Annotated in this window: 15 protein-coding genes; 5 read left to right on the top strand and 10 right to left on the bottom strand. The window is 49.4% G+C overall.

The window, feature by feature from the left end; genetic code table 11:
- Nucleotides 1-14: 14 nt before the first annotated feature.
- The 8 genes from rseP to rpsB all read right to left on the bottom strand — a co-directional run bounded on the left by rseP (nt 15) and on the right by rpsB (nt 7468).
- Nucleotides 15-1370 (bottom strand): sigma E protease regulator RseP, encoded by a 1356-nt coding sequence (gene rseP / locus RN22_RS21380; RefSeq protein WP_046307571.1) that lies wholly within the window; start codon nt 1368-1370, stop codon nt 15-17.
- Nucleotides 1367-2563 carry a 1-deoxy-D-xylulose-5-phosphate reductoisomerase gene (gene ispC / locus RN22_RS21375; RefSeq protein WP_046307569.1) on the bottom strand — a complete coding sequence of 399 codons (1197 nt, stop codon included), beginning with the start codon at nt 2561-2563 and terminating at the stop codon, nt 1367-1369. Before ispC ends, rseP begins: the two co-directional genes overlap by 4 nt.
- A 67-nt stretch (nt 2564-2630) precedes the next feature.
- The gene (locus tag RN22_RS21370) at nt 2631-3479 is read right to left on the bottom strand and encodes a phosphatidate cytidylyltransferase (protein ID WP_002536383.1); all 849 of its coding nucleotides are present in this window, start codon (nt 3477-3479) and stop codon (nt 2631-2633) included.
- 10 nt (nt 3480-3489) lie between these two features.
- A complete protein-coding gene (locus RN22_RS21365) occupies nt 3490-4260 on the bottom strand; it encodes an isoprenyl transferase (RefSeq protein ID WP_002536381.1) in 771 nt (256 codons plus the stop codon).
- Between the two features lie 75 nt (nt 4261-4335).
- Nucleotides 4336-4893, bottom strand: coding sequence for a ribosome recycling factor (frr, locus tag RN22_RS21360; RefSeq protein WP_002536380.1), 558 nt, complete (start codon nt 4891-4893; stop codon nt 4336-4338).
- A 57-nt stretch (nt 4894-4950) separates the two neighbouring features.
- Complete coding sequence (gene pyrH, locus RN22_RS21355) at nt 4951-5679, bottom strand: UMP kinase (RefSeq protein ID WP_002536378.1); 729 nt, start codon at nt 5677-5679, stop codon at nt 4951-4953.
- Between the two features lie 86 nt (nt 5680-5765).
- Nucleotides 5766-6608, bottom strand: coding sequence for a translation elongation factor Ts (tsf, locus tag RN22_RS21350; RefSeq protein WP_002536377.1), 843 nt, complete (start codon nt 6606-6608; stop codon nt 5766-5768).
- Between the two features lie 131 nt (nt 6609-6739).
- Nucleotides 6740-7468: a 30S ribosomal protein S2 gene (rpsB, locus tag RN22_RS21345; RefSeq protein WP_002536376.1), complete on the bottom strand. Its 729-nt coding sequence runs from the start codon at nt 7466-7468 to the stop codon at nt 6740-6742.
- 322 nt (nt 7469-7790) lie between these two features.
- Between rpsB and map the strand changes: the two genes are divergently transcribed.
- From map to RN22_RS21330, 3 genes are all read left to right on the top strand, one after another.
- A complete protein-coding gene (gene map / locus RN22_RS21340) occupies nt 7791-8588 on the top strand; it encodes a type I methionyl aminopeptidase (RefSeq protein WP_046307566.1) in 798 nt (265 codons plus the stop codon).
- A gap of 52 nt (nt 8589-8640) precedes the next feature.
- Nucleotides 8641-11262 (top strand): bifunctional uridylyltransferase/uridylyl-removing protein GlnD, encoded by a 2622-nt coding sequence (gene glnD / locus RN22_RS21335; protein ID WP_046307562.1) that lies wholly within the window; start codon nt 8641-8643, stop codon nt 11260-11262.
- A 166-nt stretch (nt 11263-11428) separates the two neighbouring features.
- On the top strand, nt 11429-11806 hold the full coding sequence (locus RN22_RS21330; protein WP_002536371.1) for a DUF3461 family protein: 378 nt from the start codon (nt 11429-11431) through the stop codon (nt 11804-11806).
- Nucleotides 11807-11848: 42 nt separating this feature from the next.
- Here RN22_RS21330 and truC read toward each other — a convergent pair whose 3' ends face one another.
- Nucleotides 11849-12580 (bottom strand): tRNA pseudouridine(65) synthase TruC, encoded by a 732-nt coding sequence (gene truC, locus RN22_RS21325; RefSeq protein WP_046307560.1) that lies wholly within the window; start codon nt 12578-12580, stop codon nt 11849-11851.
- Between the two features lie 11 nt (nt 12581-12591).
- Nucleotides 12592-12912, bottom strand: a complete 321-nt coding sequence (locus tag RN22_RS21320) for a YqcC family protein (RefSeq protein WP_046307558.1) — start codon at nt 12910-12912, stop codon at nt 12592-12594.
- A gap of 229 nt (nt 12913-13141) precedes the next feature.
- Between RN22_RS21320 and RN22_RS21315 the strand changes: the two genes are divergently transcribed.
- Together RN22_RS21315 and RN22_RS21310 are read left to right on the top strand one after the other, a co-directional pair.
- Nucleotides 13142-14179, top strand: coding sequence for a DUF3549 family protein (locus RN22_RS21315; protein WP_002536365.1), 1038 nt, complete (start codon nt 13142-13144; stop codon nt 14177-14179).
- Between the two features lies 1 nt (nt 14180).
- The gene (locus RN22_RS21310) at nt 14181-14489 is read left to right on the top strand and encodes a DUF3301 domain-containing protein (protein ID WP_002536363.1); all 309 of its coding nucleotides are present in this window, start codon (nt 14181-14183) and stop codon (nt 14487-14489) included.
- Nucleotides 14490-14522 lie beyond the last annotated feature (33 nt).

Below are 14522 nucleotides of genomic sequence, written 5' to 3'. Positions count from 1 at the left end.
TAAACGCTGAATGTTTATAGTCGGGCGAAATCGTTAAATATCGCTACAGCCATCAACGCCATGATGATTGCTGTACCTACCCGATATCCCATATCCTGCACTCGTTCAGAGACGGGGCGACGTGTCACGGCTTCAATACCAAAAAACAACAGGTGTCCGCCATCAAGAACCGGTAACGGTAACAGGTTAATAATGCCTAAATTAACGCTGATCAGTGCGAGAAAGCCGAGAAAGTATACCAGACCGAAGTCTGCGGTCATCCCTGCACCTTTTGCAATTGAGATAGGTCCACTCAAATTCTTTACTGCCACATCACCTGTGAACAGCTTCTTAATCATCCCAGCAGTCAGTGATACCACCTGCCAGGTTTTGTCCATCGCCGCCGGAATAGCATCCAAAGGACCATGCTGAAGTGTCAGCTGATGCGACTCGGGCCAAGGCTCAACATACGGTGCAAAACCAGCGTAGCCAGTTGCCTTACCATCTTGTTCATTCACGTCAGGTGTCAGGGTCAAAGACACCTCAGCACCGTCACGCTCAACAAGAACAGGCAAAGCCTGCCCAGGATTTGCACGGATAGTTTCTACCACCCCAGACCATTCGGTAACAGGCTTATCACCCAAAGACAGTAGTCTATCATTTACCAGTAACCCGGCTTTTTCTGCCGCACTACCTTCCACTACATTGGAAAGCACTTTAGTGATTTCCGGGCGGTAAGGCGTCATCCCTAACGTGCGTAGTGCTGACTGAGATTCAGGATCGAAAGACCATGTTGCTAAATCCAACTTCTTCTCAATCGCATAGGCAGCATTCTCATCAGGTTTGACTGCCAGTGTCATCTCACTGTCACCGATATGGGCAATCAACTGAAAATTGACTGATTCCCAATCTGGCGTTTTGATACCGGAGATTTCAGTTAGTTCCATTCCCGGTTCAATGCCCGCTTGTGCAGCAATAGATTGGGGAGCGACATCACCAATAATCGGTTTTACTGCTGGTACACCAATGATCATTACCAGCCAATAAGCGGCAATAGCAAACAAAAAGTTTGCCGCTGGCCCTGCGGCAACAATCGCACTGCGCTGCCACAGTGGACGGTTATTGAATGCATGTTCTTTCTGGGATTCAGGGACCTCGTCAACACGCTCATCGAGCATTTTGACGTAGCCACCCAGTGGGATCATCGCTAGCGTGTATTCGGTGCCATCTTTGCCCACTTTCTTCCAAATCGACTTACCAAAGCCAATCGAAAAGCGCTCAACTTTCACACCACATTTACGCGCAACCCAAAAATGGCCGTACTCATGTACCGCAATCAAAATGCCGAGTGCAATGAGGAAAAACAGCAGGTTCCAAAGAATGGCGCTCATTGTGTTAACTCCGTAATCCTTTTCTGAGCCATGACACGTGCTTTGTCATCTATCTCTAAGAGGCTTTGAATGCAGGATGGTTCCGATAACTCCGCCCGTTGTAACACAGCATCATTCACCTCAGCAATCTGCATGAAGCCAATTTGCCCGTGCAAGAATGCTTCAACCGCGACTTCGTTAGCAGCATTAAGAGTCGTTGTTGCTGCCTGACCCACGTAACAGGCATCAATCGCCAACTTCAAACATGGATAGCGGTTGAAATCAGGTTTAAGGAAAGTGAATTCACCCACTTCGCTGAAATCCAAAGGCTTCACACCCGCTTCAATACGGTCCGGATAAGCCATTGCATAAGCAATAGGCGTACACATGTCAGGCAAACCCATTTGTGCCAGCACAGAACCGTCACGGTACTGTACCATCGAATGAATCACCGACTGAGGATGAATGATGACATCCAACTGCTCACGATTGGCATTAAACAGCCAGCGCGCCTCAATATATTCGAGGCCTTTGTTCATCATAGTGGCAGAGTCGACAGAAATTTTAGGCCCCATCGACCAGTTCGGATGCGCAATAGCCTGAGCTGGCGTCACTTCCTGAAGAAGGGCTAAATCAGTGTAACGGAACGGACCACCAGAACCTGTAAGAAGGATTTTGCTAACCCCTTCTGAGGCCAAATCACAAACACCCGGACGCGATTGAATACCTGCAGGAAGACACTGGAAAATCGCATTGTGTTCACTGTCAACGGGCAGGAGCTCAGCGCCGTATTGGTGAACAGCGTCAATAAAGAATTGCCCGGACATCACCAGCGCTTCTTTATTAGCTAACAGTACACGTTTTCCAGCCTTCACTGCTGCCATAGTAGGAATAAGCCCCGCAGCCCCCACCACTGCCGCCATAACGGTATCAACATCAGTGTGCTCAGAAATCGCAGAAAGACCTTCAATCCCGCTGAGTACTTCTGTCGCACAGCCTTGATTTTGCAATGCCAGACGCAAATTTGCAGCAGCTTCAGCATTCGCCATAGCGGCAAACTTTGGACGCCACTTCAGACACAAAAGAAGCATTTCATTGACGTTGGCATTCGCCGCGAGCGCGAAAACCTCGTAGGCGTGAGGATTCTTTTCAATCACAGAAAGCGTGCTGGTACCAATTGAGCCGGTTGCACCAAGAATCGTTATCTTACGCATAGGAAACTCTGAGTTTTTGTTCCATAAAGCCTGAATACAACTCACCGGCGAAACGCCGGTGAGAGAGTTACGCAAGCCAGAAATACAATACGGTGAAAACTGGGAATGCGGCCGTCAGGCTATCTATTCTATCCAGTATACCGCCATGTCCAGGCAAAATGCTGCCACTGTCTTTCACACCCGCGACACGCTTAAACATGCTTTCCGCAAGATCGCCCAAAACTGAAGCGAAGGAAGTGATCAAAGCAACAAGACCTAACATAGCAAGAGAGGAGAAAGGAATAGAGAAATACTGGGCAGCGGTCAAGGTGACAGCAACGGCTGCAATCAACCCGCCAATCAGACCTTCAACCGTTTTATTTGGGCTCACTGAAGGTGCCATTTTGCGCTTACCGAAGGTCTTACCCGCAAAATACGCACCAGTATCAGCAGACCAAACCAACAAACAAACCAAAAGCACCATCTTCGCGCCAAGGTAAGGGGAAACATCGAAGTGGTAGGCACGGAGAAGAATAACGCTCCAAAGGAATGGAAGCAGCGTCAGTACGCCAAATCCTTGCTGCACTGCGTTGCTATCACCCCACCAGCTAGTCCCTCTTGGATAGCGCAGCACCATCACAGTAGCAGCCAGCCACCATAATGCACCAGCAATCGCCAACACACTGCCACTTGTAGTGGTGAGTTGAAGGCCATCTTGAGTCACAGGTAACGCAAACAGTGAACCGACAAGAATGATTGCAGGGAAAACAAATGCGCTAAAACGGGACGAGGCAGCCACAAACTTGGTCCACTCCCAGTGGCCAAGTAAAGTGACACCTGCCACAGCAATCACGAAAAGTTGTAACGGCAAAAAGAAAATACCGGCGATAACAAGCGGTGCCAGTACCAGTGCCGTTAAGACACGTTGTTTCAGCAAACGAAACCCTCTATTTTTCTACTTGTAACATGGCCTTGATCTGCTCACCGGTACACCCAAATCGGCGTTCGCGGTTGATAAACCAAGCAATAGCATCGGTGAGACTTGTCTCGTCGAAATCAGGCCAGAATTGTTCGGTGAAATACAACTCCGCATAGGCCGCTTGCCACAGCATAAAGTTGCTAATGCGGCATTCGCCGCTGGTGCGTATCATCAAATCTACGTCTGGTAGACCAGAACAAGACAGGTGCACCTGAAGATCACCTTCAGTGAGTTGCTCTGCAGGAATTTCGCCACGCTCTACCTGAGCCGCAAGCTTTTTAACAGCCTGCATAATATCCCACTGACCGCCATAGTTGGCAGCCACGTTCAATACCAATCCGGTATTGTTGGCCGTTAAAGCTTCCGCCGCGGCAATTTTATCTTGTAACGACTGGCTAAAGCGCGTGGTATCGCCAATTACCTTGAGCTTTACACCATTTTTGTGAAGACGTTTCACTTCACGTCCCAGCACAGTGACAAAAAGCTCCATCAACAGGCTGACTTCTTCCTCTGGACGACGCCAGTTTTCACTGCTGAATGCAAACAGGGTCAAAACCTGAATACCAAGACGATTAGCAGCTGAAACAGTTTTTCGAACGGCGTCAACACCGGCTTTGTGGCCAAACATACGCGCTTTGCCACGCGCTTTGGCCCAACGGCCATTTCCGTCCATGATGACGGCGATGTGTTTGGGAAGTAGGCTGGGATCGATTTCTTGATGGAAAGATTGGGAGCTCATCATTATCCTTCGCAAATAAAAAGCGCTGTACTGCTAGCACAGCGCTTCGGCAATGGAATCAGAGTGTAGCCGGAATTAAACTTCCATCAACTCTTTTTCTTTGGCTTCAAGAATTGTGTCAATTTCTTTAACAGCCGCGTCAGTCAGTTTTTGGATATCGTCCTGACCACGACGCTCTTCGTCTTCAGAAATTTCTTTCTCTTTCAGCAAACCTTTCAGATCGCTGTTGGCGTCACGGCGGATGTTACGAACAGCAACACGGCCACCTTCAGCTTCACCACGAACAATCTTAACCAGATCGCGACGACGCTCTTCAGTCAACGGTGGCAATGGAACGCGGATAACCGTACCCGCAGACATTGGGTTCAGACCCAGATCTGAAGTCATGATCGCTTTTTCGATAGCTTGCGTCACAGACTTATCGAATACAGTGATAGCCAGAGTACGTGCATCTTCTGCAACGATTGAAGCCAATTGCTTCAGCGGAGTTGCAGAGCCATAGTAATCGACAGACAGGCCATCAAGCAGTGCTGGATGCGCACGACCAGTGCGGATTTTAGATAGAGTGTTCTTCAGCGCTTCAACGCTTTTCTGCATGCGCTCTTTCGCATCTGCGTTAATTTCATTGATCACGAGAATATCCTTGAAGATTCTTTTTTCTAACGACGGAGATTATGCCACTAAAATTGATTAACCGTTATTAATTAGTGTCCCTTCTTGCTCACCCATCACAACTCGGCGCAGCGCACCTGGCTTATTCATGTTGAAAACACGAATCGGCATCTTGTGATCGCGAGCCAGAGTGAAGGCAGCAAGGTCCATCACTTTCAATTCTTTTTCCAGCACGTCCTGGTAAGCCAGGTGGCTGTAAAGTTCTGCATCCGGGTTTTTCGCTGGGTCGTCAGTGTAAACGCCATCAACCTTGGTGGCTTTAATCACAACATCAGATTCGATTTCAATGCCGCGCAGACATGCTGCTGAATCTGTGGTGAAGAATGGGTTGCCTGTACCTGCAGAGAAAATTACCACACGGCCGTTGCGCAGTTGACTGATAGCTTCCGCCCAGTTGTAGCTGTCACACACACCGTTCAGAGGGATAGCAGACATCACCCGCGCGTTCACATAGGCACGGTGCAGTGCATCACGCATAGCCAGACCGTTCATTACAGTCGCCAACATACCCATGTGGTCGCCCACAACCCGGTTCATACCCGCTTCTGCAAGGCCTGCACCACGGAACAGGTTACCACCACCGATAACCAAGCCAACTTGTACGCCAAGTTCAACCAGTTCTTTGATTTCTTGTGCCATGCGGTCAAGCACAGCCGGATCGATACCGAAGCCTTCTTTACCTTGCAGCGCTTCGCCACTCAATTTAAGCAAAATTCGTTGATAAGCTGGTTTTGGGTTTGTAGTCATTCTCACTACCTTTAGGCACTAACTTCTACGGATGGGATTGTGAAAAGACCGCAGGGTTCTGCGGTCTTTTGGGTCTCAAAGAGGAATTAACCTTTCTGAGCGGCTGCAACTTCTTCTGCGAAGCTCATGCCAGCTGCTTTCTCGATACCTTCACCCACTTCCAGGCGGATGAAAGTAGAAACAGAAGCGCCTTTCTCTTTCAGGATGTCACCTACAGATTTCTTAGGCTCCATGATGAAAGGTTGACCAGTCAGAGAAACTTCGCCGGTGAATTTCTTCATGCGGCCTTCAACCATTTTCTCTGCGATTTCTTTAGGCTTGCCTTCGTTCATCGCGATTTCTACTTGAACTTCGCGCTCTTTAGCAACTACGTCAGCTGGTACGTCGTCAGGAGTTACGTACTCTGGACGTGATGCAGCAACGTGCATTGCGATGTGCTTCAGAGTTTCTGCGTCGCCTTCACCAGCAACAACAACACCGATGCGCTCACCGTGACGGTAAGAAGCCATCGCTGAACCTTCAACGTAAGCTACGCGACGGATAGAGATGTTTTCACCGATTTTAGCAACCAGCGCTACGCGGTCATCTTCGAATTTCGCTTGCAGCTCTTCTACAGTCGCTTTAGTTGCCGCTGCTTCATCAGCAACTGCGTTTGCGAAAGCAGTGAAGTTGCCGTCTTTAGCAACGAAGTCAGTCTGGCAGTTAACTTCAACCAGAGCAGAAACGCCATCAACTTCTTTGATGATGATTGCGCCTTCAGCAGCTACGTTACCTGCTTTCTTAGCAGCTTTAGCAGCGCCTGACTTACGCATGTTTTCAATCGCCAGCTCGATGTCGCCGTTAGTTTCTACCAGCGCTTTTTTACATTCCATCATGCCTGCGCCAGTGCGTTCGCGCAGTTCTTTTACCAGGGCAGCGGTAACAGCCATTGTTCATTCCTCGATTCGAAACTATTTGGGTAAAAATCAGGGGCCCATAGTTGGCCCCTGCTAACCTACTTAGCTTACAGTGCTGTCTGTGACAGTCTGATGGCTAAGAACGCTCACAAGGAGCAAGTGTCTTATTCAGCGACTTCAACCAGCTCGTCTTCTGCTTGAGCTACGATGTCCTGGCTACGGCCTTCAGTGTATGACTGAGCTGCAGCGTTCAGGTACAGTTGAACTGCGCGAATCGCGTCGTCGTTACCTGGGATAACGAAGTCAACGCCGTCTGGGTCAGAGTTGGTATCAACTACCGCGTACACTGGGATACCCAGGTTGTTTGCTTCTTTAATAGCAATGTGCTCGTGATCAGCGTCGATTACGAACAGCGCGTCTGGCAGACCGCCCATGTTTTTGATACCGCCCAGAGACTTCTCAAGTTTCTCCATTTCACGGGTGCGCATCAGAGCTTCTTTCTTAGTCAGCTTCTCGAAAGTACCGTCAGTTGACTGAGTTTCCAGATCTTTCAGACGTTTGATTGACTGGCGAACAGTTTTCCAGTTAGTCAGCATACCGCCCAACCAACGGTTGTTCACGTAGTACTGATCACAGCTTTCTGCTGCTGCTTTAACAGATTCGCTAGCGGCACGCTTAGTACCAACAAACAGTACTTTACCCTTACGCTCACCAACTTTGGTCAGCTCAGCCAGTACGTCGTTGAACATTGGTACAGTTTTTTCTAGGTTGATGATGTGAACCTTGTTACGTGCACCGAAGATGAACGGCTTCATCTTAGGGTTCCAGTAACGAGTCTGGTGACCGAAGTGAACACCAGCTTTCAGCATGTCGCGCATTGAAACAGTAGCCATTTTAATTCCTCTTGGGGTTAGGCCTCCACATATCCCATACATCCGACCCGCAAAGGGCACCCCGGAGCATGTGCCGATATGTGTGTGTGTTAAAAAATAAGTGTTTGTCGAAACCACCTAAACAGAACCGGAAGACCCGATTAACCATTAAGGCGTATTTCGGCGCGCTTTATACCATAAAAAGCGCCTTAGAATCCAGCATAAAAAAGTCAGTGAGTCGCCGGGTAAGGTTCCCACATGGCGATGCGATTGATAATATGTAGTAATAGCAGTCAATTCCTCCCTTGCTGTTTCAGTTAAGGGAGCCAACTGAGAGAAAGCAATGAGCGCCACTATTAAATCGGCTGAAGAAATCGAAAAAATGCGTGAGGCCGGTCGCCTTGCGGCAGAAGTGCTTGAGATGATCGAACCGCACGTAAAAGCGGGTGCGACGACTGAAGAGCTGGATGATATTTGCCACAAATACATCACAGAGACACAGCAAGCGATCCCAGCACCGCTCAACTACCACGGCTTTCCAAAGTCTATTTGTACCTCAATCAACCACGTTGTATGTCACGGTATTCCGAGCAAAACTGACGTATTGAAAGATGGTGATGTCATCAACATCGACATCACAGTGATTAAAGACGGCTACCACGGCGACACGTCAAAAATGTTCCTGGTGGGTGAAGTGTCTGCGGAAGACAAAGCACTGTGTCACGTCGCACAGGAAAGCCTCTACCAAGCCCTGAAAAAAGTGAAACCTGGCGCGCGCATTGGTGACATCGGTACGGAAATCCAAAAGTTCATCAAAAACCGTCCAAAGCGTTACTCAATCGTGAAAGATTACTGTGGTCACGGTATTGGTGCTGAATTCCATGAAGAGCCGCAAGTGGTGCACTACAAGAACAGTGACCGCACCGTCATTAAAGCAGGTATGTGCTTTACCATTGAGCCAATGATCAACGCAGGTAAATTTGGCACTCTGCTGGATGATGATGATGGCTGGACGGTATATACCGTTGATGGCAAGAAATCCGCGCAATGGGAACACACGATTCTGGTCACGGACACCGGTTGTGAAATCCTGACTCTGCGCAGTGAGGAAAAACTGCCTCGCATTTTGAACAACGCATAATTCAAAAAACAGAAGTCGGCCAATGCGCCGACTTTTTTTATCAAGGATGACAATGAACGACGTTTTGCTCTCGCCCAATGAACTGACCGCTGAGCAGCTGAATCTTACTGAGCTTAAAAATCAGCTGTCACTGTTCGGTGAACAACAGAAAGCCGCTTTTCTTGAACGCAAGCCCGTCACGGATTTGGTTTACCAGCGTTCAGATTACATTGACGCCTTGCTGGAAAGGCTGTGGCAACATTTCGAATTTCATCATCATCCCAACCTTTCGCTGATTGCCGTAGGCGGTTACGGACGCAGAGAGCTTCACCCTCTTTCTGATATCGACCTTTTGATCCTCTCTGAAAACGGTGTAGATAAAAAATACCAAACGCGTCTCAGTGAGTTCGTAACATTGTTATGGGATTTAAAACTGGAAGTCGGCCATTCCGTGCGCACCCTCGCTGAGTGTATGGATGTCGGCCTCGACGATTTGACCGTCGCCACCAATTTACAGGAATCCCGATTGCTTTGCGGCAGTGAACGAATCTTCCATGAATTGAAAAACCGCATTCACTCTGAGCAGTTCTGGCCCAGCGAAAGATTCTTCAAAGCCAAAGTTAAAGAGCAAAAAGAGCGTCATGCCCGATACCATGACACAGCCTACAATCTGGAACCAGACATCAAATCCAGTCCGGGCGGTCTTCGTGATATCCATACCCTGAGTTGGATTGCCCGCCGTCACTTCGGTGCCACCAGCCTACGTGAAATGAGTAAATACGGCTTTCTGACTGACGCTGAATTCCGCGAGTTAGATGAATGCCAGACGATGCTGTGGCGCATCCGTTTTGCCCTGCACCTTGAACTTCGTCGTTATGACAACCGCCTCACCTTCGCCCATCAGCCTTCTGTTGCTGAAACTCTCGGTTACCAAGGCGAAGGAAACCGTGGCATCGAGCTCATGATGAAAGACTTCTACCGCACACTGGGAAGAGTCTCTGAGCTCAACAAAATGCTGATCCGCCTGTTTGCACAGGCGATTGAAAACGAGCCCGACAGCAAAACCATTGAAGTGCTGAGCGATGATTTCCAGCGTCATGGACGCCAGATTGAAGCGCGCAAGCCCGCACTTTTCCAGGCTCGTCCCGACACCATCATCGACATGTTCCTGCACATCGCTAACGACAAGTCGATTGAATCCATTTCGGCACCGACGCTCAGACAGCTCCGCACTGCACGCCGACGCCTGAATCGTTTCCTGTGTGATGTACCAGAGGCAAAAGAGAAATTTATCGCCCTTACCCGCCATCCAAATGCGCTGCACAAAGCTTTCCCTTTGATGCATAAGCACGGCGTGTTGTCAGCCTACCTTCCGCAATGGAGCCAAATAGTCGGCCAGATGCAGTTTGACCTTTTCCACGCCTATACCGTGGACGAGCACACTATCCGCCTGCTCAAACACATTAATGGCTATAGCTACGAAGAAAACCGCGACAAGCACCCAATCTGTTGTGATGTTTACCCTCGCTTGGCGAAACCGGAGCTTCTCTTACTGGCAGCGATTTTCCATGACATCGGTAAAGGCCGCGGTGGCGATCACTCAGAAATTGGCGCAGAAGAAGCCTATAGCTTCTGTATCGATCACGGTTTCTCTCGCCCTGAGGCGAACCTTGTCAGCTGGTTGGTCGGCAATCACCTGCTGATGTCTGTCACCGCTCAGCGTCGCGATATTTACGATCCGGAAGTCATTACTGAATTTGCCCAGAAAGTGCGTGATGAAGAACGCCTCGACTACCTGATTTGCCTGACCGTGGCCGACATCAACGCCACCAACCCAGAGCTTTGGAATAGCTGGAAACGAACCCTTCTGGCAGAGCTTTACTACTCCACCCAGAAAGCGCTGCGCCGCGGGTTGGAAAACCCGCCAGATATTCGTGAACGTATCCGCCATAACCAACATTTGGCGTCAGCCCTGCTGCGCAAACACGGCCACACACCGCGGGAAATTGAGCTGCTTTGGCAGCGCTTTAAAGCGGACTACTTTCTGCGCCACACCCACAAGCAAATCGCCTGGCACAGTGAGCACATTCTGAGTCACGAAGGTGATGAGCCTTTGGTGCTGGTCAGCAAAAATGCCACCCGTGGTGGCACCGAGATTTTCGTTTACAGTCAGGACAGGCCAAGCCTGTTTGCACGTGTGGTCGCCGCACTTGATAAGAAAAATCTCAGCGTCCACGACGCACAAATCATGACCAGTAAAGATGGTTTCGCACTGGACACTTTTATGGTGTTGGACTCACATAACGAAGCGATTCAACCCGACCGGCACGAAAAAATCCGCGAAGGTGTCACATTGGCACTCACTCAGGATGGACCAATAACGATTCCGGTCAAACGTACGTCCCGTAAGTTGATGGCCTTTAATGTGAAAACGCAGGTCTCTTTCCTGCCGACTCGCACAGGACGTCGTACACTCCTTGAACTGGTCGCGCTGGACACACCGGGCCTCTTAGCACGTGTAGGTGCGGTATTCGCCCGCGAAGGCGTGTCTCTGCAAGCGGCGAAAATCACCACCATTGGTGAGCGTGCAGAAGACTTTTTCATTGTGACTGATGGTGAACGCCAGGCGCTTTCTGACGAAGTTCAGAAAACGCTGAAAGAAGCACTATTTGATGCCTTAAATGATGCAAATTAGTGGTGAATGAAACTGGAGAATTTCGCTCAGTCAGCATATTGGGCGATCTCGACCACAAGTCTCAGACATAGATCATAACAATGGTTGGGGCTGGAGAAAGGATGCTGCTAAAGTGAACAATAAGTGATTGAACCGTAGTCTGTTCTGACGAGAGAAGGGGTAAAACATGTATCAGAATCTGAAAAACATCGGTATCGAACATCCAGAGAACATCGAGCGTTACACCCTGCGTCAAGAAGCCAATTCAGACACGCTGAAAATCTACTTTCACAAAGCCAAAGGCGAGCTGTTTGCCAAAAGCGTTAAGTTCAAATATCCGCGCCAGAGAAAGAATGTGGTGGTTGACAGTGGCAGCGGCCGCTTCCGTGAAGTCACGGAGATCAACCGCAGCTTGTCGCTGGTTGTGGATGAGTTGGATAAGATCGTGCGCCACGAGAAAAGCGAGCAGGATACCAAGAAGAAAATCCTTCGCGACCTACGCCACCTAGAAAAAGTGGTTGCCAGCAAGATCGCTGAGATCGAAGCCGATCTGGAAAAACTCTAGAAAAAAGGTCTCAGGTTCTAGGATCCTGAGACCCGCTCTTCCTCAGAGCGCGCTGCCCCATCCCAAACCTTCAAGCACCCTTCGCCAAACCTCATCAACCTTGGCATCAATCACCAGGTTTTCACCCGTTACCGGATGCTGAAATTCCGTTTGTGATGCATGAAGCAGCAGTTGATGGCATTCAAATTCCTGACGGAAAAGGCGATTGTGTCGCCCGTCGCCATGATTCACATCACCCACGATATGGTGACTCAAGTGATGCATGTGACGGCGGAGCTGGTGCTTACGGCCAGTATGCGGTTTCATTTCCACCAGCGTGTAACGGCAGCTTTGGTAGCGCCCCATAGGGATCGGTAACTCCGCATGCGCAACCGGTCGGTATTCAGTGACCGCCTCTTTAGCTTCTGGCTCAGCCGTCGCGAATTTATCAGCCACCTTATCCAGTTCTTCTTTGAGTGGATAATCTAGCGTTGCACCTTCTTTAATCCAGCCGCGAACGACCGCATGGTAGGTTTTGTGAATGTCACGCCCGGCGAATTTTGGCATCATCTGTGAAGCCATTTCGGACGACAGTGCGAAAAGCAAAACACCGGAGGTTGGGCGGTCCAACCGATGAAGAGGAAAAACATGCTGACCAATCTGGTCTCGCAACGTTTGCATGACAAAGCGGGTTTCGCCTTTGTCGAGCCAAGATCGGTGCACCAACATACCTGAAGGCTTGTTAACGGCGATCAGCCACTCATCGCGATAAATAATTTCGAGTTCAGTTTGCATCTTAAAAACAGTTATTGCGGTGTAAACAGAGCATCAATGTCCATCGAAACACGGGTAATGTCTGCATGCCCTTCCTGACCACGCATAGCTTCTTCCACATAAGGAGCAATAGAAAATGACTCTGGCAAAGGTTGGCCGTGTTGTAACAGGAACGCCATTTTCGGGATAAAAATCCATTGAAGCCATTCGGCACAACTCAAAGTATCAACCGCGAAGGGTTCGACACTTGAAAGAGCTTCGCTCGAAGGGGGTTCACTTTGCCAGTGACCATGCACTTCTAGCGTGTCTTTGAGTGCCAACAGCAAGGCACCGACTTTTTCGTGTTTGCTCATAGAAATTGCTCTCTTTTACCCGCTTTTGCGTCCAATGGGTTGAAATATCAAACTGGCGCAAGCATATCACTAATCAATGCCGAGCGATCTGAAATCCACACTCCCATCGTTCAGCAACATTCAGTGAAAAGCGCTGTTACGAATCCATCGCCGCCCAAAGCCGCGAGAATGGTACACTCACCGCTGTTTCACTCTCCGCCAATGAAGGCAACACGAATTAGAAGTCATCATGGAAAATACGCTCTCTCTTAACGCCATATTGAGTCAGGCAAACTGCGAATTTCTGGTATTCGATCTCAGCCGACGCGTCACGCCTATCAGTAACAAAGATTTTGTGGCGATTGAAGAAAACCGCATGCCCTATCCTTTTCCTGCGCAGCAACATGCGCAAATCGGCATTGCATTCTGGCAACCGAATCAAGCCCCATGGATCTGGTTTTTGAAGATGCCTCTGGATGAACGTGGCCTTCTCAATCAGGCTGCACTTGGCGATTTCATCCAATATGTGGCGCAAGCCATGGGCGCAACACTGGATAAAACCCCAACGGAAGAAGAACAGGAAAAGCTTGCTGCAAACCCTTACACCTTCAATCCGCAAGATGATAAGAAAGCTATATTCCATGCTTTCCTCACCGCTAAGCTGAACCAGCCTGCCAGCCAGTATTATGACCATGCACAACATTACGCTTCAGGTGAGCTTGGCTGGGAGGAGTGGCAAGGAGTAGGGCTTCAGGGAATTGCCGATCTGTGTGCGCGCATGGACAAGCACAACAACCTTACCCGTTTGCGTAAAGCCCTCTCAAACATGCCGCAGCCACCCAAATATGCGCTACTAGGCTGTCTCGAGCATTGCGATATTCCGGATTCACTGGCTGCGCGTCTTGAAGAAGACATTCAGGCCATGCTGTCTGGTGACGAAACAGACCTGTTCCTTCTCACTGCTCATGTTAGGGCATTGGCTGGCGCCAAGCCGGACGTTGTGCACGGTGTCATTGAACGTATGCTGGCAACTGAAGCGCTCCGTCACCGTGAAATGTTGATTGCGATTGCAGGGCGCTGTTGGCAAGCACTATCAAATGAACCACTATTAGACGCCTTTCTTATCGCCGTTGCTGACCAAAAAGATCAGGCTTTCTTCCAGCAGATGGTGGCAGATCTAGTGATGATCCCAGCACTTCGTCCACAGGTGTTAGCTTTACTGCACGGCTCCGCATCGCCAGCTTTGCTTGATGCAGTGAAACAACTCCAGCAATCCGTGAAGGCTTAAAATGACTGCTGATCTGTTTTGGATATTACTTATCGCTATCGTTGCCAGCTTATTCTGGCAACAACGCCGGCAGAGTGAACTGGCGAAAAACTATATCGTCCGTCGATGCCAGCAAACCAATGTGCAGTTGATTTCGATTGCGCGGGGCAGTCATTCCTTTGGTTGGCCGAAAGGACCATTGGATATTCAAACCCGCTACTACTTTGAGTTTTCTGTGAATGGTCTGGATTGCTACCAGGGCTATGCCGTGATGAAAGGGATGCGAATCAAAGAGATTTATATGCCGGCATATCCGGTGTTGGAGGAGTAATACCTATCGCACAAAAAAGAACGGGCGCGACTT

The sequence above is a fragment of the Grimontia sp. AD028 genome (assembly GCF_000973155.1).
GTDB lineage: Bacteria > Pseudomonadota > Gammaproteobacteria > Enterobacterales > Vibrionaceae > Enterovibrio > Enterovibrio indicus.
This window is presented reverse-complemented; position numbering and strand designations above follow the sequence as displayed.